The sequence below is a fragment of the Curtobacterium sp. PhB137 genome (assembly GCF_003814955.1).
In the GTDB taxonomy this organism is placed as follows: Bacteria; Actinomycetota; Actinomycetes; order Actinomycetales; family Microbacteriaceae; genus Curtobacterium.
Window position 1 is genome coordinate 32,339 of record NZ_RKQO01000001.1, and the last position, 18,794, is coordinate 51,132.

General features: G+C 72.6%; 19 protein-coding genes. 13 read left to right on the forward strand and 6 right to left on the reverse strand.

What is annotated here, in order from left to right; all coding sequences use genetic code 11:
* Nucleotides 1-17 precede the first annotated feature (17 nt).
* Both EDF28_RS00165 and EDF28_RS00170 read right to left on the reverse strand, forming a co-directional pair.
* On the reverse strand, nucleotides 18-689 hold the full coding sequence (locus tag EDF28_RS00165; protein WP_123936774.1) for a bifunctional 2-polyprenyl-6-hydroxyphenol methylase/3-demethylubiquinol 3-O-methyltransferase UbiG: 672 nt from the start codon (nucleotides 687-689) through the stop codon (nucleotides 18-20).
* A gap of 187 nt (nucleotides 690-876) precedes the next feature.
* Nucleotides 877-1,626: a FadR/GntR family transcriptional regulator gene (locus EDF28_RS00170; protein WP_111086527.1), complete on the reverse strand. Its 750-nt coding sequence runs from the start codon at nucleotides 1,624-1,626 to the stop codon at nucleotides 877-879.
* Nucleotides 1,627-1,806: 180 nt separating this feature from the next.
* On the opposite strand from EDF28_RS00170, the gene EDF28_RS00175 reads away from it, so the two are divergent.
* The 6 genes from EDF28_RS00175 to EDF28_RS00200 are packed head-to-tail and all read left to right on the forward strand — an operon-like array spanning nucleotide 1,807 to nucleotide 7,987.
* The gene (locus EDF28_RS00175; protein WP_123936775.1) at nucleotides 1,807-3,204 is read left to right on the forward strand and encodes an MFS transporter; all 1,398 of its coding nucleotides are present in this window, start codon (nucleotides 1,807-1,809) and stop codon (nucleotides 3,202-3,204) included.
* The gene (locus EDF28_RS00180) at nucleotides 3,201-4,919 is read left to right on the forward strand and encodes a dihydroxyacetone kinase family protein (RefSeq protein ID WP_123936776.1); all 1,719 of its coding nucleotides are present in this window, start codon (nucleotides 3,201-3,203) and stop codon (nucleotides 4,917-4,919) included. Before EDF28_RS00175 ends, EDF28_RS00180 begins: the two co-directional genes overlap by 4 nt.
* A gap of 11 nt (nucleotides 4,920-4,930) precedes the next feature.
* Nucleotides 4,931-5,416 (forward strand): ribose-5-phosphate isomerase, encoded by a 486-nt coding sequence (locus EDF28_RS00185; RefSeq protein ID WP_123936777.1) that lies wholly within the window; start codon nucleotides 4,931-4,933, stop codon nucleotides 5,414-5,416.
* Nucleotides 5,416-6,231, forward strand: coding sequence for a triose-phosphate isomerase family protein (locus EDF28_RS00190; protein ID WP_123936778.1), 816 nt, complete (start codon nucleotides 5,416-5,418; stop codon nucleotides 6,229-6,231). Before EDF28_RS00185 ends, EDF28_RS00190 begins: the two co-directional genes overlap by 1 nt.
* Nucleotides 6,228-7,073, forward strand: a complete 846-nt coding sequence (locus EDF28_RS00195; protein ID WP_123936779.1) for a sugar phosphate isomerase/epimerase — start codon at nucleotides 6,228-6,230, stop codon at nucleotides 7,071-7,073. The genes EDF28_RS00190 and EDF28_RS00195 overlap by 4 nt, the downstream gene beginning before the upstream one ends.
* The gene (locus tag EDF28_RS00200) at nucleotides 7,070-7,987 is read left to right on the forward strand and encodes a phosphogluconate dehydrogenase C-terminal domain-containing protein (protein ID WP_123936780.1); all 918 of its coding nucleotides are present in this window, start codon (nucleotides 7,070-7,072) and stop codon (nucleotides 7,985-7,987) included. The genes EDF28_RS00195 and EDF28_RS00200 overlap by 4 nt, the downstream gene beginning before the upstream one ends.
* Nucleotides 7,988-8,057: 70 nt before the next feature.
* Here the strand turns inward: EDF28_RS00200 and EDF28_RS00205 are convergent, their stop codons facing one another.
* On the reverse strand, nucleotides 8,058-9,575 hold the full coding sequence (locus tag EDF28_RS00205) for a hypothetical protein (protein WP_123936781.1): 1,518 nt from the start codon (nucleotides 9,573-9,575) through the stop codon (nucleotides 8,058-8,060).
* A gap of 80 nt (nucleotides 9,576-9,655) precedes the next feature.
* Here EDF28_RS00205 and EDF28_RS00210 point away from each other — a divergent pair, with 80 nt between their 5' ends.
* Complete coding sequence (locus EDF28_RS00210) at nucleotides 9,656-10,417, forward strand: SDR family NAD(P)-dependent oxidoreductase (RefSeq protein ID WP_123936782.1); 762 nt, start codon at nucleotides 9,656-9,658, stop codon at nucleotides 10,415-10,417.
* A 164-nt stretch (nucleotides 10,418-10,581) separates the two neighbouring features.
* Here the strand turns inward: EDF28_RS00210 and EDF28_RS00215 are convergent, their stop codons facing one another.
* Together EDF28_RS00215 and EDF28_RS00220 are read right to left on the reverse strand one after the other, a co-directional pair.
* On the reverse strand, nucleotides 10,582-11,484 hold the full coding sequence (locus tag EDF28_RS00215; RefSeq protein WP_260154442.1) for a DUF1648 domain-containing protein: 903 nt from the start codon (nucleotides 11,482-11,484) through the stop codon (nucleotides 10,582-10,584).
* Between the two features lie 50 nt (nucleotides 11,485-11,534).
* Nucleotides 11,535-11,885: a GntR family transcriptional regulator gene (locus EDF28_RS00220; RefSeq protein WP_123936784.1), complete on the reverse strand. Its 351-nt coding sequence runs from the start codon at nucleotides 11,883-11,885 to the stop codon at nucleotides 11,535-11,537.
* Between the two features lie 154 nt (nucleotides 11,886-12,039).
* Between EDF28_RS00220 and EDF28_RS19075 the strand changes: the two genes are divergently transcribed.
* The 3 genes from EDF28_RS19075 to EDF28_RS00230 all read left to right on the forward strand — a co-directional run bounded on the left by EDF28_RS19075 (nucleotide 12,040) and on the right by EDF28_RS00230 (nucleotide 13,741).
* On the forward strand, nucleotides 12,040-12,207 hold the full coding sequence (locus EDF28_RS19075; RefSeq protein WP_159572230.1) for a hypothetical protein: 168 nt from the start codon (nucleotides 12,040-12,042) through the stop codon (nucleotides 12,205-12,207).
* 44 nt (nucleotides 12,208-12,251) lie between these two features.
* The gene (locus EDF28_RS00225) at nucleotides 12,252-13,127 is read left to right on the forward strand and encodes an alpha/beta fold hydrolase (protein WP_123936785.1); all 876 of its coding nucleotides are present in this window, start codon (nucleotides 12,252-12,254) and stop codon (nucleotides 13,125-13,127) included.
* A gap of 98 nt (nucleotides 13,128-13,225) precedes the next feature.
* Nucleotides 13,226-13,741 (forward strand): hypothetical protein, encoded by a 516-nt coding sequence (locus tag EDF28_RS00230; RefSeq protein ID WP_123294941.1) that lies wholly within the window; start codon nucleotides 13,226-13,228, stop codon nucleotides 13,739-13,741.
* Nucleotides 13,742-13,792: 51 nt separating this feature from the next.
* On the opposite strand, the gene EDF28_RS00235 is transcribed toward EDF28_RS00230, so the two are convergent.
* Nucleotides 13,793-15,289 (reverse strand): PLP-dependent aminotransferase family protein, encoded by a 1,497-nt coding sequence (locus EDF28_RS00235; RefSeq protein WP_185094097.1) that lies wholly within the window; start codon nucleotides 15,287-15,289, stop codon nucleotides 13,793-13,795.
* A 34-nt stretch (nucleotides 15,290-15,323) separates the two neighbouring features.
* Between EDF28_RS00235 and EDF28_RS00240 the strand changes: the two genes are divergently transcribed.
* From EDF28_RS00240 to rlmN, 3 genes are all read left to right on the forward strand, one after another.
* Entirely contained in the window at nucleotides 15,324-16,058 is a 735-nt protein-coding gene (locus EDF28_RS00240) for a pyridoxamine 5'-phosphate oxidase family protein (RefSeq protein ID WP_123936787.1), read from the forward strand.
* 172 nt (nucleotides 16,059-16,230) lie between these two features.
* A complete protein-coding gene (locus tag EDF28_RS00245) occupies nucleotides 16,231-17,181 on the forward strand; it encodes a C40 family peptidase (protein ID WP_123936788.1) in 951 nt (316 codons plus the stop codon).
* A gap of 90 nt (nucleotides 17,182-17,271) precedes the next feature.
* Nucleotides 17,272-18,504, forward strand: coding sequence for a 23S rRNA (adenine(2503)-C(2))-methyltransferase RlmN (gene rlmN, locus EDF28_RS00250; RefSeq protein ID WP_111086542.1), 1,233 nt, complete (start codon nucleotides 17,272-17,274; stop codon nucleotides 18,502-18,504).
* Nucleotides 18,505-18,794: the final 290 nt, after the last annotated feature.

The window sequence follows — 18,794 nt, forward strand, 5'->3', positions numbered from 1 at the left end:
CGGCGCTGCAGCCGTCGTCAGCGCGCGCGGCGGACCAGCACCACGCTGTCGAGGACCTCGTGCGGGTCGCCTTCGGGAGTCGTCGCGGTGCGCGGCCGGAGTTCGGCGGCGACGACGTCCCACGAGCCGTCGAGCTGCAGGGCCGTCAGGTCCTCGTCGGGCGTCGGGAACCGGTACTCCCGCATCTCGACCGGCAGGTCGTCGTGCGGTGGGGCAGCGTGCGCGGTCACGAGCAGGTGCCCGCCGACCGCGACGAACCCGGTCGCCCGGTGCAGGATCTCCGCGCGCGGGATCTCCACCGGCCACGACTGCAGGAACGACGCCGTCACCAGGTCGAAGCGCGCAGCCGTCTCCCACGTGGCGAGGTCGGCGGCGACGAACGCCGTCCGTTCCTCGACCCCGGCCGACACGGACGCCCGCGAACCGCGCTCGATCGCCGTCACCGACAGGTCGACCCCGAGTGCGTCCCAACCCTGCTCGGCGAGCCAGACGACGTCGCCGCCCTCACCGCAGCCGAGGTCGAGCGCGCGGCGCGCACCGCCGCCCGGCGCCGTCGGCAGCGCCCCGGCGACGTCGGCCAGCACCGCGTTCACCCGGCCCGACCAGATCCCGTCGCGCTCGGCGTACCGCTGCTCCCACCAGTCGCGGGCCGAGCCGACGCCATCGGTGGTGGTCTCGTGTGCATGCATCCGCCCACTCCAGCGCACCCGCCGGGCCCGACCCAAGCCCTGTTGCCGCCCCAGCAACGTCGCACGGTGCGAGGCGGACCCGCACCGCGCCTCCCGGCCGCCCGATCGTGAGCAGAAGATGTCGGGTCGGCGCCACGGACCCGACCATTTCTGCTCACGAAGCGCACGCGCCGCGCGCCCGCCACCGCTACTCGGCGGGTGGGATGGGCTCCGCGTTCTCGATGCGGGCGCTCGCCGTGGCCATGTGCTCGTCCATCGCACGCTGCACGGCGGGCACGTCGCCGGCCCGGAGCGCCTCGTAGATCGCGCGGTGTTCGTCGTAGGCGGCCTCGGTGGCCTGGCGGGTCTGGACGCGGCGGCCGACCCACACGCTGAGCATCGAGCGCAGGCTCTGCAGCAGGTCGCCGAGCACGTCGTTCCCCGCGGCCCGGGCGAGCAGGACGTGGAAGCGGACGTCGGCGTCGATGAAGGCCTCGGGGTCGTCGAGCGTGGCCTCTTGCCGGACGAGGTACTCGCCGAGCTCCGCGACCTGCTCGGGCGTGGCGCGCTGCGCGGCGAGGATCGCGACCGTGCGCTCGAGCGACGACCGGACCTCGAGCAGCTCGCGGGTGCGGTTCGAGGCGAGCATGAGGCCCCACGACAGCGTCGTCGGCAGCAGGTCCGAGGTGCCGCCCTGCAGGTACGTGCCCGAGCCGGGCCGGATCTGCACGATCCCCAGGATCTCGAGGGCCGCCAGCGCCTCGCGCACGGCGGAGCGGCCGACACCGAGCCGCTCGGCCAGGATCCGCTCGGACGGCAGTCGCGAACCGGGGGCCAGCTCACCCGCGGTGAGCAGGGACACGAGCTGTCGGGCGACCTCGGAGGCGGGCGACCCCGCGGGCACGGACTCGAGTTCGAGTCGGATGTTGAGGGGATCGTCCGGGCTGAACGCGGGCATGCAGTGAGCGTACCGTTCGGTCAACCGGTTGGGCTTCGAGGCACTCGGGCCGGTTTGGTCAACCGGTTGACAAGTCGGATTCGAATCCGCACACTGGACCAGGCGCACCGATGCGCCCGCTCCGTCCGGGCGCAGCAGCACGGGTCGGAGTCGTACCACCCCCACCGAGCAGGAGTCATCGTGGACATCCCCGCCACGCGAGGCATCCCCACCTCGGTCGTCGAGAAGACGGCCATCCGCAAGATCGCGATCCGCATCGTGCCGTTCGTGGCACTGATGTTCTTCATCAACTTCCTCGACCGCACCGCGATCTCCTTCGCGGCCCCGAACGGCATGGAGGCGGACCTCGGTCTGACCGCCGCCCAGTTCGGGTTCGCCTCCGGCGTGTTCTTCATCGGCTACCTCGTGCTCGAGGTGCCCTCCAACCTGGCGCTGCACAAGTTCGGCGCACGCATCTGGCTCGCGCGCATCATGATCACGTGGGGCATCGTCTCGCTGCTCTTCACGTGGGTGCAGAACTACCCGCAGCTCGTCGGGCTGCGCTTCCTGCTCGGCATCGCCGAGGCCGGATTCTTCCCCGGCGCGATCCTGTTCCTGTCGACGTGGGTGCCCGCACGGCACCGCGGCAAGATGCTCGCCCTGTTCTACCTGGCCCAGCCCCTGACGAGCGTCATCGGCTCTCCGCTCGCCGGCTGGCTGATGACCCACGAGGGCATGCTCGGCGGCCTGGCCGGCTGGCGCTTCATGTTCCTGTGCGTCTCGATCCCGGCGATCATCGTCGGCGTCCTGTGCCTCTTCGTGCTCAAGGACAAGCCGTCGCAGGCGAAGTGGCTCGACGAGGACGAGAAGGTCTGGCTCGAGACGACGCTCGCTGCCGAGAGCGCCGCGAAGGGCGGGGGAGACGGGCACGCCAAGGGCGGTCTCCGTGCGGCCTTCGGTTCCGGCCGCGTCTGGATGCTCGCCGCGGTCTACTTCGGCTTCATCTACGGCCTCTACGCACTGAGCTTCTTCCTGCCGACCATCATCGACGGCTTCCAGGAGCAGTTCGGCACCACGTTCGACCTGTTCCAGAAGGGCATGATCACGGCGATCCCGTACGTCCCCGCCGCGGTCGTCCTGTACTTCTGGTCGCGTGACGCCTTCCGCCGTGGCGTCCGGGTCTGGCACATCGCCGTCCCCGCGCTCGTCGGTGGTCTGAGCATCCCGGTCGCGCTCTACATGAACAGCCCGGCCGCCACGATCGCCGTCATCGCGGTCACCGCCTGCGCGATCTTCGCGGCGCTGCCGAACTTCTGGACCGTGCCGACGCAGTTCCTGACCGGTGCTGCCGCTGCCGCGGGTGTGGCACTCATCAACACGATCGGCAACCTCGGTGGGTTCGCCGCCCCGTACATCACGGGCGTCGTCAGCGGGTGGACCGGCGGCTACCAGGTCCCGATGTTCATCGTCGGCTTCTTCATGGTGCTGTCGAGCGTGCTGATGTTCGTGCTCGGTCGGAACACCAAGCGGAACGAACGACGGGACGCCGACGCTGCGGCGCAGGCCACGACGACCACGACCCAGGAGAGCCACGCATGACCCGCCTGTTCAACGACCCGGCCGACTTCGCCGACGAGATGGTCGACGGCTTCGTGGCCGCGAACCAGGCCCGGGTCCGCAAGGTCCACGGCGGCGTCGCCCGCTCGACCACCAGCCCCGAGGGGACCGTCGCGCTCGTCGTCGGCGGTGGCTCCGGCCACTACCCGGCCTTCGGCGGACTCGTCGGGCACGGACTGGCAGCCGGTGCGGCGATGGGGAACCTCTTCGCCAGCCCGAGCGCCCAGCAGGTCACGGCGGTCGCGAAGGCGTCCGAGCACGGCGGCGGGGTGCTGCTGAGCTACGGCAACTACGCCGGCGACGTGCTCAACTTCGACGCTGCGGCGCGGGCACTGGCCGACAGCGGGATCGACGTCCGCACCGTGCGGGTGACCGACGACGTCGCCTCCGCCCCGAGCGCCGAAGCCCACAAGCGTCGTGGCATCGCCGGTGACCTGTGCGTCTTCAAGGTCGCCGGTGCCGCCGCGGAACGCGGGGACGACCTCGACACGGTCACCGCGATCGCGACCCGCGCCAACGACCGCACCCGGAGCTTCGGCGTCGCCTTCTCCGGCTGCTCGCTCCCCGGCGCGGACGAACCACTCTTCACCGTCCCCGAGGGTCGGATGGCCATCGGCATGGGCATCCACGGCGAACGCGGCATCGCCGAAGCCGACGTCCCCACCGCGTCCGGACTGGCCGACCTGCTCGTCGACAAGCTGCTCACCGAGCTGCCATCCGGTGTCGTCGTCGACGGGGCACGCGTCGTCCCGATCCTCAACGGCCTGGGCAGCGTCAAGTACGAGGAGCTCTTCGTCGTCTTCGGCGCCGTGCAACGCAAGCTGACGGCGGCCGGCGCCGTCGTCGTCGAGCCCGAGGTCGGCGAACTCGTCACGAGCTTCGACATGGCCGGCGTCTCGCTGACGCTCTTCTGGCTCGACGACGAACTCGAGCAGCTCTGGGGCGCGCCCGCCGACAGCCCCGCGTACCGCAAGGGCGGTGCCGTCCCGCAACAGCCGGTCGCACCCGAGGCCCTCGCCGCGGACGAGCAGGCACCGGTCACGCCCGGCACCGAGGCGTCGCAGGCGTCCGCCGCCCGGGTCGCCGAGGCGATCACGGCCATCCGCACCACCATCGACGACCACGCCGACGAGCTCGGTCGCATCGACGCCGTCGCCGGCGACGGCGACCACGGCATCGGCATGCAGCGCGGCTCCACCGCCGCGGACCGCGCCGCTGCGGACGCGGTGACGCGCGGCGCCGGCGCCGGCAGCGTCCTGGCGATCGCCGGAGATGCCTGGTCCGACAAGGCCGGTGGCACGTCCGGCGCGATCTGGGGAGCCGCCCTGGAGGCACTGGGTCGCGTCCTCGGGGACGACGAGCGTCCGACAGCCGCCACGGTCCAGAGCGCGGTGCACGCCGCCACCGAGGCGGTCCTCGCGTTCGGCGCCGTCCCCGGCGACAAGACCATGGTCGACGCGATCGTCCCGTTCGACCAGGTCCTCACCGACCGCGTCGCGGCCGGCGACGACCTGGTCCGTGCCTGGTCGGCCGCGTCCGCCGCGGCGACGGCGGCCGCCGACGCGACCGCTGACCTGCTGCCGAAGATGGGCCGCGCCCGCACCCACGGCGAGGACGCGGTCGGCACCCCCGACGCCGGCGCGATCTCGTTCGCCCTGATCACCGCCGCGGTCCTCGCGACGCTGGCCGAGAAGTAAGGAAGCCCCCCATGACCGAGCAGCAGTTCCGCATCGTCGTCGGCTCGGACGACGCCGGGTTCGACTACAAGGAGATCATCAAGGCCGACCTCGCGAAGGACCCGCGCGTGGTCAGCGTCACCGACGTGGGCGTCGACGCGGACGGGCACACCGCGTACCCGCACGTCGCCGTCGATGCTGCACGGCTCGTCGCGTCGGGTGAGGCCGACCGCGCGATCCTGATCTGCGGCACCGGACTCGGCGTCGCGATCGCGGCGAACAAGGTCCCGGGCATCCGCGCCGTCACCGCGCACGACTCGTTCAGCGTCGAGCGTTCGGTCCTGTCGAACGACGCCCAGGTCCTCTGCATGGGCCAGCGGGTCGTCGGCGTCGAGGTCGCCCGCCGGATGGCGAAGGAGTGGTTGGGCTACACGTTCGACCAGACGAGCGCGAGCGCCGAGAAGGTCGCGGCGATCTGTTCCTACGACGGCTCGGCCCCGGTCGGGACCGACGCCTGATGCCGGCGACCACGGTGGCGGCCCCGATCACGATCGGGGTGTCGCTCAAGATGTACTTCGGGCACGCCCGGACGCTCGAGTGGGCGGCCGCCGTGGCCGACATCGCCCGGACCCACCCGGCGGTGCAGTCCGGCGCCGTCGAACTCTTCGTCATCCCGACGTTCCCGTCGCTCGTGCCGGTGCACGCCGTGCTCGAGCGCACCCCGGTGCTCCTCGGCGCGCAGGACCTGGCCTGGGCCGACGAGGGTGCCTTCACGGGTGAGGTGTCCGGCCGCGAACTCCGCGAGGTCGGGGTCGACCTGGTCGAGATCGCGCACGCCGAACGCCGGTCCCTGTTCCACGAGTCCGACCAGGACATCGCCGGCAAGGTGCACGCCGCCTTCCGCAACGGCCTGCGTCCCCTCATCTGCATCGGTGAGACCGACCGCGCGACCGACGGCGACCCGTCCGCTGCCGTCGCCGAGGTCACCGCGCAGCTCGACCGCTTCGTCGCCACGGCGGTCGCCGACGGGCTCGCCGGGCCGGTCATCGCCGCCTACGAGCCGGTCTGGGCCATCGGCGCACCGCAGCCCGCTCCCGACGAGCACATCGTCGCGGTGCTCGCGGGCATCGAGCAGCACCTGGCGAACCGCCCGGAACTCGCCGGTTCGGTCGTCATCTACGGCGGCAGCGCCGGGCCTGGTCTGCTCACCCGGGGACAGGGCCGTATCGGTGGCCTGTTCCTCGGCCGCTTCGCCCACGACCCCGAGGCGATCCGCACCATCCTCGACGAAGCCGAGGCGCTGGCCGCGACGGAGAACGGAGCACCGGCGTGACCTCCCTGCTCGGCCTCTCCACCTACGCCTACACCTGGCGCATGTCCGACCGCGTGCCGGCACCGCTGTCCCTCGACGACGCCCTGCGCGACGCCGCGGCCCACGACGGTGTCGACCTGTTCCAGATCTGCGACCACCTGCCGCTCGACACCGCGTCGGACGACCGGCTGGCCGCGATCCGGTCGCTGGCCGACGATCTCGGGCTCACGCTCGAGGTCGGCACCCGCGGCACCGACCCGGCGCACCTCGCTCGGTACCTGCACGTCGCGCAGGTGCTCGGTGCGACGCTCGTCCGGTCGATGTGGACGAGCGGCGACGACCAGCCGGACGCCGCCGAGACCGAACGCCGTCTGCGCCAGGCGCTCCCCGCCTACGAGGCGGCCGGGGTGACGCTCGCCCTCGAGACCTACGAGGTGGTGGCCACCGCCGACCTCGTCGCGGTCGTCCAGGCGATCGGCTCCGACCACCTCGGCATCTGCCTGGACCCGGCGAACACCGTCGCACGGCTCGAACACCCCGCCGACGTCGTCGCGATGACCGCCCCGCACGTCGTCAACTGGCACGTCAAGGACTCCGGGTTCACCCGGTCGCCGGGGTGGGTCGGGTTCCAGTACACCGGCCTCCCGATGGGCACCGGGGTCGTCGACCACGACAGCATCCGCGCCGCGATCGACCCCGACGCCCGGGGGATCAACCGCGTCATCGAGTTCTGGCTGCCCTGGCAGGACGAGCACGCGGGCGCCGACCCGCGACCGGGCGAGACGCCCGCACAGACCACCACCCGCATCGAGGCGGCGTGGACCGAACACACCATCGAGCACATCAGGAGCAAGGAATCATGACCGACACCGTCACCACCCCCCACACCGTCGCTGCCGGATCCGGTACGGCCGACGTCACCGTCGCCGTGATCGGTGCCGGCGGCAAGATGGGCACCCGCGTCTCGAACAACTTCGCGAAGAGCGAGTACACGACGCTCTACAGCGAGGCCTCGCCCGCCGGGCAGGCGCGCATCCAGGCCCTCGGCCGGTCACTCACCGACAGCCTCGACGCTGCCAAGGTCGCCGACGTGGTCATCCTCGCCGTGCCGGACGTCCTGCTCGGGAGCATCTCGGAGCAGCTCGTCCCGGTCATGAAGTCCGGCGCCAGCATCCTGACGCTCGACCCGGCCGCCGCCTACGCCGGACTGCTCGCGAAGCGCGAGGACATCCACTACGCCGTGGCGCACCCGTGCCACCCGTCGGTGTTCCTCGAGCGCACCACCAAGGCCGAGTGGGACGACACCTTCGGGGGCATCGCCGCTCCGCAGGAGGTCATCGCGGCCTTCGACGCGTCCGAGTCCCTCGGCGACCAGGACGAGCGCGCCAAGGCGATCGCCGAGGCCGTCATCACCACCATGTACGCGCCCGTCATCCAGGTGCACTGGGTCACCGTGAAGCAGCTGGCCGTGCTCGAGCCGACCCTGGTCGAGACGATCGCCTGCATGATCGGTGACTTCCTCAACGACGCCCTCGAGGAGACCGTCACCGGTGTCGGCGTGCCCCGCGAGGCCGCCCGCGCCATGCTCTACGGCCACACCTGGATCGCGCTGACCAACGGCCTGCGTGGCTCGAACCCGTTCTCGGACGCGTGCCACATCGCCATGGGCTACGGCCGCGAGAAGCTCATCAAGGAGGACTGGAAGCAGGTCTTCGACGACAGCGAGCTCGACAGCGTCATCGCGAAGATGCTCAAGATCGACGCCGTCCGTCGCTGACACCCGTCTGACCCGCGAAAGCGACAGATTCCCGCCGACCATCAGCGGGGATCTGTCGCTCTCGCGGTACTCACCGCCCGCCGCGGGGTCCCCAAGCCTCGGCGAGGGTGATCGAGGCGACCCCCGGCACCGTCAGCGCCTCCACCGACGCCGCGAACCACGCTCGCGCCGCCGCCGAGTGCTGCGCCGGGTCCGTCGCGTCCGCCACGAACTGCGGCCCGTACCCGGCCTCGATCGTCGCGTCGGTCACGACGGCGCGCGCGGAGGTCGCCACCGCGTTGAACCGTGGTCGCAGCGTCACCGGTCCGACGTGCAGCGCCCTGCCGGCGGCCAGCCTGGAGGCGCTCATCACCACCCAGCGCTGCATCCGGACCGACTCGGTCACCTGTTCGGGCGACCGGTCGTGCATCTGCGGCGTCACGCTGAACGTCAGGGGCCCGTCCCAGTCGCGGAACAGGTCGACGGTCCGGTTCAGCTCGGTGAAGTGCGCGCGGGTGCCTGCAACGACTGCGAGGTCGCCCACAGCAGCCGCGGCGTCGCGCAGGGCCTGCTGCAGCGCCGGGGTCGTCACGTGCGAGGTCGGGTCGAACGCGCCGATCCGCACGACCGCGCCCGAGTCGAGCACGTCGTCGATCGCGGCGCGCAGTCGATCCGGGTCGTCGGTGACGAACCGGACGTCGAGCGGCCCGCCACCCGCATCGAGCCGAGCTGACGCCAGCACCGCCCCGACGTTCGGATCGCTGAGCACGGGTTCGACCAGGACGGGCACGCCGAGTGGCCGCGCGCCGGCCGGGCGCGCAGCCGCCGGCGCCGAGGCAGCGAGCAGCTGGAGCGTCGGCGGCGGGGCGACCACGGCGGTGGGAGCCGGCCCGTCCAGGAACGCGAGGTCCGGGGCGGGGGAGGCCGTGCCTCCCGGTCGGTCGTCCGTCGTCGCGTGCAGCGTGAGCGACTGGTGGACCACGGAACCCGCGTCGAGCGCGACGGGGAACGGCTCGGACAGCGGCGTCGAGTAGGTCTTGAACGAGGCATCGGTCCAGTTGCGCTGGTCCTCGGTCTCGAACACGTCGCCGGCCAGGTCGAGCGTCAGCGCGACCCGACCCGTCGACCAGTCCAGCCCCGACAGGTCGGCGGCCGGCTGGTGCGGCGCGATCCAGGTCGGGAACACGGCCTCGGTGACCGTGCCGGACGGGTGCCGCGCGGTGACGGGCACGCCGGCGAGGGTCGGCGGGTGGAGCACGACCAAGCCGATGCGGTTGCGGCGGAACGGCGTCGTCGTGGTGCCGACCGCGTCGACGTGCAGGGTGGGGCCGTCGACGGTGACCTCGAGGACGTACCGCAGCACCTCGGCGTCGTCGTAGCTGGCGCTGGCCTCGATGCGGAGCCGCCCGCTCGTGCTGTCGGCATCCGTGTCGGTCATCTGGGCGAGCACGGTGTCGTCGGCGGTGCGCCAGTCGTGTTCCCGCGTCACGAAGCGGATCGCCCGCAGCACCGGTTCGCCGTCGTACGCCAGGTCGGCGAGCTCGGCACCGCGCAGCGTGAACCGCCACGCACCGATCGACACCGTAGTGCCCATCGACGTCAGAGTCATGGCTCATGACTACCACCGGTCAACCGGTTGGGCAATGATGGGTCCGTGGAGCGACGACGCTCCCAGGACGGAGCTCCCGCATGACCGCACGACTCGACCACAGGACCGCACTCGTCACGGGGGCGGGCTCCGGCATCGGCCGTGCGATCGCGGACCGGTTCGTCGCCGAGGGAGCGCGTGTGGTCTACGCCGACCGGGACGCGACGGCGGCGGGCACCGCAGCAGCGGCAGCCGGCGCGCTCGCGCTGCCGCTCACCATGGACATCGCCGACGAGACGAGCGTCGCGGCCGGGTTCGCCGCCCTCGAGGAGCGCGACCTGACGCCCGACGTGGTCGTCGCGAACGCCGGCGTGCAACTTTTCGGGCAGGACGCTGCGGTCGCGGACGTGTCGCTCGACACCTGGAACCGCACGGTCGCGGTGAACCTGACGGGCACGTTCCTGACCGTCAAGCACGCCGTCCGGGCGATGCTCGCGGCCGGCGGCGGCGGGTCGATCATCGCGACGGGCTCACCCACCGGGCTGAACGGCGAGGGTGCGGACTTCGCGGCCTACTCCTCGACCAAGGGCGGTATCCACTCGCTCGTCCGCGCGACCGCTATGGCCTACGCGCGGGACGGCATCCGGGTGAACACCGTCGTGCCGGGCTACACCGAGACCGGCCTCGTCTCGGCGATCTCCGGCGACCCCGAAGCGCGGGCCGCGATCGTCGCCCGCACGCCCCTCGGTCGCCCGGGGACCCCCGACGACGTCACCGGCATCATGGTCTACCTCGCCAGCGCGGAGTCGTCCTACGCGACGGGCGCCGAGTTCCGCGTCGACGGCGGCATGACGAGCCTCTGACCGCCTGCGGCGCGCGGCGAGGCCTCTCCGCAAAAGCGACAGTGTGCCGCCAACGGTTCGCGGCACACTGTCGCTCTTGCGGACGTGACGGCGCGCGGCCGGCGAGATCTGTCGCCTTCGCAGGACGCACCACTACCCCGACCGGGAGGCCCGGCGCAACCCCGTCAGGCCGGCGTGCGGTGCGCGAGCAGTGCGCCCAGGGCCGCGGCCCCGCCCGCAGCGTCCGGCACCGTCACCATCCGTGCCTGCCCACCGCGGAGCCGTGCCACGAGGCCCGGCCCCGACCGCACCACGTAGGCGACCCCGCGGCCGGAGAACCGGTAGCCCCAGCCACCCCACTGTCCGGGCAAGACGTCCTCCCACCCGCAGGACTCGATCCGCTCGAGCGGGACGCGCATGAGCGGGATGCGGGTCCACGTCGAGGTCAGTCGCATCCCACGCCGGTCCACGGTGAGCTCGACCCGGGCGAGCACCAGCACGGCGAGCCCGGCGACGACCAGCACCGCTCCGGACGCGACGGCCGTACCGATGTCGGCCGGAGCCATCGCGAGCCCCGTGCCGATCCCGAGTCCGACCATGACGGCCCCGAGCGCCGCGAACCAGCGACTGCCGATGCGGGCGCGCCACGCGACCCGTGTGTCCGACCCGATGCGCAGCGGTTCGACGTCGTGCGCGGGCACCGGGGGAGCCGACCGGACGAGCGCGACGACCGGCACCGCGGCGATGACCGCGCTGACGGCCAGGAACGGCACGGTCCACCAGCCGGACAGCGTCCCGTCGCCGACGGTGTTCGTCGCGGCGAGCACGATCCAGGCGGTGCCCAGGCTGCCGGCGAACAGGTTGGCGACGAGCACCAGGGTGGCGGCGGTCCGGCGATCGGGCATCCGCAGCGCCGCGAAGGCCAGAGCCACGGCGCCGGCGGTCACCGCGAGCGTGATCCAGAACACCGGCCAGGGCGAACTCCAGCCGTCCGCGGTGCCGCCGGCCCCGAAGTGGACGGCCATCCGGTCCGGCAGGTTCGGTGCGGCGACGAGCGCCGCGACCACCAGGGTCAGCAACACCACCATCCCGGGTGCCACCACTGCCACTCGGGTCCTCAAACGCATCGGTCGGTTCGTCATCGTGCCCCCTTGATCATCGTGAACAGGTCGTCGAGCGGCACCCCGAGCGTGTCGGCCTGGTCGCGCAGCTCGTCCACGAGCGTGCGCAGCCGGTCGAACGACGCGTTGCCCGATCGCAAGACCGTTGCTCCGCGACCCCGCCGCAGTTCGATCAGTCCGTCGTCCTGCAGCTGCGCGTAGGCGCGCAGCACCGTGTGCATGTTGACGTCGACCGCGGCGGCGAGGTCGCGCGCCGACGGCAGGCGTTCCCCGCTCGTGAGGTCTCCGCGTGCGATCGCGTACCGGATCTGCGACGCGACCTGTTCGGCGAGCGTGGCCCGTGCGGTCGGGTCGACGGTGATCAACATGTTCGCATTGTATGCGAACAATCCCGCCGTGGCGAGGGTTCTCGTGTCGCGCTCTCCGGCCTTTGGCCATGGAACGCAGGCCCCCGTCCGGGGGTACGGCGTCCGGGTACTTTCGGCTGCAGCGAACCACTCGCTATTCAGGGAGAAAACCACGATGACGAACTACGAATCCGCCGACGGGGTGGAGCCCGTCCAGGTCACCACCTACCGTCTCGTCCGCAAGGCCGCCCGACGTGGTTGGGCCGTGCCCACCGACGAGGCCGAACCGTCCCTCGCCGACCTCGTGAGCACCCGCGGCTCCGCGCGCCCCGAGGCCCGCTGACCCCGCCGCCGACGCCGCACGGGGGGCAGCAGTATCGTCGGCCCATGCCCCCTTCGACCCGAGCGGTCACCCGTGGCGTCGAGGTCGGGACCCGAGGCTCCGACACCGGCGTCCCCGTACTGGTCCTGCACGGCAGCCCGGGCGGGATCGACGTCGCCGAGTTGATGGGGGCGTTCCTGCCGTCCGAGGACTTCCGCGTGGTCACGGTTTCGCGACCGGGCTACCTCGGCACCCGGCTCGACGCCGACCACTCCACGATCGACGACGAGGCCGACCAGCTCGCCGGGGTCCTCGACGACCTCGGCATCGACCGGGTCGGTGTGCTGGCCTGGTCCGGTGGCGCCCCGGCCGCGTACCGACTGGCGGTCCGCCACCCGCATCGGACCAGGGCGCTCGCCGTCGCCTCCGGGGTGTCCGGTCGCTGGGTCCCCGGGTCGGCGGGACCGGCCGAACGACTCGTGACCGACACGGTGTTCGGCGCCGGTCTGGCGTCGGCCGCTGCGCGCATCGCCCCGGCTGCCGCGGCACGCGCTGCGGTGGCCGGCGTGAGCACCCTGCGTGGTGGGGCCCTGCGGGAACACGTCGCCGGCGTCCTGGCCGACCCGGTGCGGCGGGCGTTCCTGCTCGGCCTCGCCCGGACCGGCAACGCCTCCGGACCCCGACGCGCCGGCTGGGACAACGACGTGCGCCAGCTCGCGGCCGTCGAATCGCTCGACCTCGGTGCCGTCCGAGCCCCGACGCTCCTGGTGCACGGCGACGCCGACACCGAGGTCCGACCGGACGACAGCACCCGCGCCGCCGCGGAGATCCCCGGCGCCGAGCTCGTCACGCTGCCGGGTGGCACGCACTTCGCGCTCTGGGACCACCGCGATGCCGCCACCGTGCAAGCACAGGTGCGCGCACACCTGCAGCGACCCTGACCACCGGCTCGCCCGCTTGCTCACGATCCGGTATCGACGAGGTCTCGATCGCGACACGACGCCCCGTGCGTGACCACGGCGCTGCCACGATGGCGGGTATGGCTTCCCTCCGACTCGCACTGCCCCTGGTCGTCGGCGCACTGCTCGCATCCGTCGCCCTGTCGTCGTGCTCGGCCGACGCCTCGTCGGCACCGGCGCCGACCTCGTCGAGCGCTCGGTCGGCGGACGCAGCGGTGGACGCACCGGCGGCATCCCCCACGGTGGACCCGATGGAGGAGGACCGGAGCGCCGCGGCCGTCTGCGGGCAGATCAGCGCGCTGTCGACGATCGCCCTGAACGCCTCGGACGGTCGTTCCCGCGGTGCCCTGACCGATGCGCAGTACGAGGCGCTGATCGCGGCGGAGCGCTTCGGGTACGAGCACCTGTCGAGCACCGACGAGCGGCTCGACAACGCCATCGACTACGCGCTCGAGTACCTCGACGCCCACCCGGCACCCGCGTCGGGGCCGGCGCTCCAGGACAGCCCCGAGTGGGAGCTCGTCGGGCGCACCCTGAACACCGCGTGCCAGCAGGCCGGATCGAACGTGGTGGCGACCGCTCAGTCCGGCGGCTGATCGCGACTCGTCCGGCGGCCAGAGCGCACCGGGGCACCAAGAACACCAGGGTCACGCAACGGTCTCGGTCCGCTCGACCGCCCCGACCAGCGCGTCCAGCGCACGGTCCAGCTCCGGCACCGTCACCGCCCCGTACCCCAGCACGACCCCGGCCGGCGTGCTGCCCGGAGCGATCCCGTACTCCTCGAGCGTCGAGACGAGCACGCCGGCACCGGCCATCCGCGCCGCGACCTCCTGCCCCGTCGCCGGGCCGGACCACACGACCACGGCGTGCAGTCCGCCGGTCAGGGCACGGGCCTCCAGTCCGGCGACGCCGTCGAGCCGGGCCGCGATCCGAGCGCGACGGTGTGTGTAGTCGCGCCGGACCCGGCCGAGGTGCCGGCGGAGCGCGCCGGTCCGGAGCAGGTGCGCGAGTGCGATCTGCACGGGCTCGGCGACGACCGCGCCGCGGGCGCGACGGGCAGCGAGCACCGCGTCGGTGACCCCGGCCACGGACCCAGCCCCGACCGGCACACCTGCCGCCCCGGGCAGCACGACGTAGGAGCAGCGCAGCCGCGGGTCGAGCGTCTTCGAGAAGCCGCCGACGTGCAGCACCACCCCGTCGGCGTCGAGCGCCGCGAGTGCGGGCACGGGGCTGCCGCGGTGTCGGAACTCGGAGTCGTAGTCGTCCTCGACCACGAGCGTGCCGGTCGCCGCAGCCCAGGTGAGCAGCCGCTGTCGTCGCGCCACCGGCATCACCGAGCCGAGCGGGTACTGGTGCGTCGGCGTGACGAGCACGACGTCGACCGGCGGGGCTGCCGTCAGGGCGCCGAGGTCCATCCCGTCGTCGTCGAGCGGGATGCCGACCACGGTCCCGCCCGCGCTGAGCACCGCACGCTGACCGGTCCGGTACCCCGGGTCCTCGACCGCGAACACGGGGGCGCGACCGAGGTGCACGCGGAGCGCCTCGGTGACGAGCGACAGCGCCTCGGAGGTCCCTGCGGTCAGCAGCACCCGGTCGACCGACGGCGCGAACCCGCGACTCAGGCCGAGCTGCGCCACCACCTGCGCTCGGAGCTCCACCGTGCCGAGGGGGTCCGCGACCGCGTTCCGCAGTGGGGCGTCGGCCGCCGCCCGCCAGGCCGCGCGCCAGTCCCGCTGCGCGATCGCGGTGACGGCGGGGACCCCGGGGCGGCAGTCGATGGTCCGGGCGGCGGTGGCGGACGCTGACGCCGCAGCTGACGCCGCCGCTCGAGCACGCGGGTCCGTCGCCAGCAGCAAGTCCCCGACGACGGCGCCGCCCCGGCCGCCCACGCCGCCCACGCCAGCCGACGCGACGACCCGCGCCACCGCACCGTGCCGCGTCCGGATCCAGCCCTCGCCGTCGAGCTGGTCGTAGGCGGCGACGACCGTGCCGCGTGCGACGCCGAGCTCGGCGGCCAACGCCCGGGTCGAGGGCAGCGGATCGCCCTCGCGCAGCGTGCCGTCGTGGACCATCCGCCGGATGCGGGCGACGACCCCTGCGGTCTTGCCGGACTGGTCCACCACGATCACCTCGATCTGGTCCACGCACTGGACCACTGTCGAACCTAGCGTTGCCCGCATGAGCACCCCCAACCCCACCGACGGCCCCGACCTGCGCGTCCGACGCATCCGGGAGCGCCAGTCCGACGACCCCGCCGTCCTCCGGGCGATCCTCGCCGAAGCACACCTCGCCCACGTCGGGTTCGTCCGCGGCGGCCACCCGATCGTGCTGCCCTTCCTGTGCGGCGTCGGCGACCTCGGCGCCGGCCCGGTCCTGCTGCTGCACGGCTCGACCGGCGGCGGCCTCTTCCTCGAAGCAGGGGCCGCCGGCGTGCAGGTCGCAGCGACGGTCACGCACCTGGACGGGCTCGTGTTCGCCCGTTCGACCTTCGACAGCTCCGCGAACTACCGCAGTGCGATGATCGCGGGCGCCGCGACGGTCGTGCCGCCCGAGCTCCGCACCGAGGCGCTCTGGCAGGTCTCCGACCACCTCATGCCCGGCCGCCGCGACGAGGTCCGTGACATGACCCCGAAGGAGGTCCGCGCCACCCAGGTCCTGCAGCTGCCCCTCGACCGCGCGAGCGTGAAGGTCCGGTTCCAGGGCAACGGCGAGGCCGCAGACGACGGCGAGGACCACGCCGTCTGGGCCGGCGTGCTGCCGCTCGCCATCCGCGCCGGCGTCCCGGTACCGGGGGACATCTCGGGGGACGCCCCGGTCGACGCGTCCGTCGTGGCGCTGGCGGCTCGCCTCGACCGCCTGTCGTCCGACCGGGAGGCCCGGATCGCCGCCGTCATGCGGGTCGCGTCCGTCTGAGGCCGGGTCTTCAGGCCCCTGGGCGCGGATCCGCCGCATCTGAGCGACCTGCGAGGATCGCCCGTTCCTGTGACGAGCCGCAGGAACACTCCGGGACTGCCCAGCCTCGATCCGCCCCGTGACCAATACGTTACTTTCCGGATCGCCCAGCGGTCCCGACCCGGAAGGACCCATGGGACGCCACGCCCTGCCTGCAGCAGCCGAAGACCGACAGCCCTCGCGAGGGACCCCGCACACCGCGGTGGAACCCGCTCCGGCGTCTCCGCAGCCGCAGCTGTCCCGTCCCCGTGGTCGTCGCTCGGCCCTCGGTCCCGCTGCTGCCCGGGCCACGTTCGTGGAGCACCCGAAGCCGACCCGCACCGTCCGGATGCAGCCGCGTCCGCTCCCAGTCGCCTCGAGCGCCGGTGCGGCCGTGCTGAGCCGGAAGGCCGTCCTGCGTGCCGAGCGGGCCGTCGACCCGCGGCACATCCGCCGCACCGCGAACGCCAAGCGTGCCGCGATCCTGCTCGCGCCGGCGATCGCCGTGACCTCGAGCCTGACCCTGGCCGTGCCGGCGAACGCGGCGACCCCGGCCGAGACGCAGCAGGGCACGACGACCTCGCAGGTCGCGCAGACCTTCACCGTGGCGCACGACGTCAAGGTCCCCGTCGTCACCACCGACGGCATGACCACCACGACCACGGTCGTCTCGTACCCGACGCTCGACCTGCGCTTCGGGGTGACGACGGCCCAGGCGCAGTCGGCCCTGTCGGCGGCGCTGTCCGCCGGCGGCGACCGCGCCACCATCGTCGAGACCGCCCTGCAGTACATGGGGGACCCGTACGTCGAGGGCGGCGCGAGCCACGAGGGCATCGACTGCTCCGGCCTGACGATGGTCGCGTACGCCGCGGTCGGCATCCCGCTCGTGCACTACGTCCCGACGCAGGACGCCGCGGCGACGACGATCCCCGAGTCCGAGGCGCTGCCCGGCGACATGGTCGTGTACGACGACGAGGACCACGTCGGGCTGTACCTCGGCCAGGGGCTCGTGCTGCAGGCACCGCACCCGGGCGAGGTCGTCGACATCGTGCCGATGTACTCAGCCGCGCACCACTTCGCGCGCCTGCTGCCCGCCGGCAGCTGACCCGACGCAGGCGGGGCCGTCGACGGTGACCATCCCGGCCACCGGAGGGTCCGGCACCGACGTGTCACGGGCCTCCCGTATCCTGGCCTGATGGCTTCCGACACCCGTACCCCGTTCGAACAGCAGCAGTCTGCTCGTCCGCAGGTGCGCCCGCGCACCGAGGGCTGGAAGCAGGCGACCGACACCGACGGCCGTCCGCTGCTGCAGTTCGCGTCGCCGAAGCGCGGCAAGCCGCCCGTGCACCTGGCCGACCTGACGGCCGAGGAGCGCGAGGCCCGCGTCAAGGAACTCGGGCTGCCGGGCTTCCGCGCGAAGCAGCTCGCGACCCACTACTTCACGCACTACACGTCCGACCCGGACAAGATGACCGACCTGCCGGCCGCCCAGCGCGAGCAGCTCGTCGCCGGGATGCTGCCGCCCCTGCTGACCGAGACCCGGCGGCTGGCGACGGACAACGGCGACACGATCAAGTTCCTGTGGAAGCTGCACGACGGCGCCCTGGTCGAGTCGGTGCTCATGCGGTACCCCGGTCGCATCACGCTCTGCGTCTCGTCGCAGGCCGGCTGCGGCATGAACTGCCCGTTCTGCGCCACCGGCCAGGCGGGGCTGACCCGCAACATGTCGACCGCCGAGATCATCGAGCAGATCGTCCGGGCCAACGCGGCCATCGCCGCGGGGGAGCTCGGGGGCGATCCCCGCAAGGGCGGCAAGGACCGCGTCGACGCCGAGCGCGTGACGAACATCGTGTTCATGGGCATGGGGGAGCCGCTCGCCAACTACAAGCGGGTGATGGACGCCGTGCGGTTGATGGTCGCGCCGCAGCCGAACGGCCTCGGCATGAGCGCCCGTGGCATCACGATCTCGACCGTCGGGCTGGTCCCCGCGATCCTCAAGCTGGCGGACGAGAACATCCCGGTGACCTTCGCGCTGTCGCTGCACGCCCCGGACGACGAACTCCGCGACGAGCTCATCCCGGTGAACTCGCGCTGGAAGGCCGACGAGGCGATCGACGCCGCGCACAACTACTACGTCAAGACGGGGCGCCGTGTCTCGATCGAGTACGCGCTCATCAAGGACATGAACGACCACGCCTGGCGTGCGGACCTGCTCGCCGAGAAGCTCAACAAGCGCGGCAAGGGCTGGGTGCACGTCAACCCGATCCCGCTCAACCCGACGCCGGGCTCCGTGTGGACCTCGTCCGAGGTGCACGTGCAGGACGAGTTCGTCCGCCGGCTCAACGCCGCGGGCATCCCGACGACCCTGCGCGACACCCGCGGCAAGGAGATCGACGGGGCCTGCGGGCAGCTCGCTGCAGCGGAGTAGCCCCGGCGCCGACGGGGGCTGCCGAGCCGACACGCCCGGGAGGAACCACGGTTGGCGAGGGCCCCGGAGCCTGTGTAGTGTTACCTCTCGTTGCCACGGCGGCGGAGAACGGAACGGCTGAGACGGTCACTGGGTTTACCCGGGGATCTTGTCCGCCACGGTTCTTCCCCGGGCAGCGGATTCACCAGCCTCTCGGGCGGAGCATCTTCGGGTGTCGAGCGGGGGAGTGCGTCTGGTCCTTGAGAACTCAACAGCGTGCACATTGTCAATGCCAATTTATTGATTGACCT

Excerpts from the sequence above, each read along its gene's own strand:
- EDF28_RS00165 (WP_123936774.1), bottom strand. The coding sequence starts at position 689 with ATGCATGCACACGAGACCACCACCGATGGCGTCGGCTCGGCCCGCGAC.
- EDF28_RS00170 (WP_111086527.1), bottom strand. The coding sequence starts at position 1,626 with ATGCCCGCGTTCAGCCCGGACGATCCCCTCAACATCCGACTCGAACTC.
- EDF28_RS00180 (WP_123936776.1), top strand. The coding sequence starts at position 3,201 with ATGACCCGCCTGTTCAACGACCCGGCCGACTTCGCCGACGAGATGGTC.
- EDF28_RS00185 (WP_123936777.1), top strand. The coding sequence starts at position 4,931 with ATGACCGAGCAGCAGTTCCGCATCGTCGTCGGCTCGGACGACGCCGGG.
- EDF28_RS00190 (WP_123936778.1), top strand. The coding sequence starts at position 5,416 with ATGCCGGCGACCACGGTGGCGGCCCCGATCACGATCGGGGTGTCGCTC.
- EDF28_RS00200 (WP_123936780.1), top strand. The coding sequence starts at position 7,070 with ATGACCGACACCGTCACCACCCCCCACACCGTCGCTGCCGGATCCGGT.
- EDF28_RS00205 (WP_123936781.1), bottom strand. The coding sequence starts at position 9,575 with ATGACTCTGACGTCGATGGGCACTACGGTGTCGATCGGTGCGTGGCGG.
- EDF28_RS00210 (WP_123936782.1), top strand. The coding sequence starts at position 9,656 with ATGACCGCACGACTCGACCACAGGACCGCACTCGTCACGGGGGCGGGC.
- EDF28_RS00215 (WP_260154442.1), bottom strand. The coding sequence starts at position 11,484 with ATGGTGGTGTTGCTGACCCTGGTGGTCGCGGCGCTCGTCGCCGCACCG.
- EDF28_RS00220 (WP_123936784.1), bottom strand. The coding sequence starts at position 11,885 with ATGTTGATCACCGTCGACCCGACCGCACGGGCCACGCTCGCCGAACAG.
- EDF28_RS19075 (WP_159572230.1), top strand. The coding sequence starts at position 12,040 with ATGACGAACTACGAATCCGCCGACGGGGTGGAGCCCGTCCAGGTCACC.
- EDF28_RS00225 (WP_123936785.1), top strand. The coding sequence starts at position 12,252 with ATGCCCCCTTCGACCCGAGCGGTCACCCGTGGCGTCGAGGTCGGGACC.
- EDF28_RS00230 (WP_123294941.1), top strand. The coding sequence starts at position 13,226 with ATGGCTTCCCTCCGACTCGCACTGCCCCTGGTCGTCGGCGCACTGCTC.
- EDF28_RS00240 (WP_123936787.1), top strand. The coding sequence starts at position 15,324 with ATGAGCACCCCCAACCCCACCGACGGCCCCGACCTGCGCGTCCGACGC.
- EDF28_RS00245 (WP_123936788.1), top strand. The coding sequence starts at position 16,231 with ATGGGACGCCACGCCCTGCCTGCAGCAGCCGAAGACCGACAGCCCTCG.
- rlmN (WP_111086542.1), top strand. The coding sequence starts at position 17,272 with ATGGCTTCCGACACCCGTACCCCGTTCGAACAGCAGCAGTCTGCTCGT.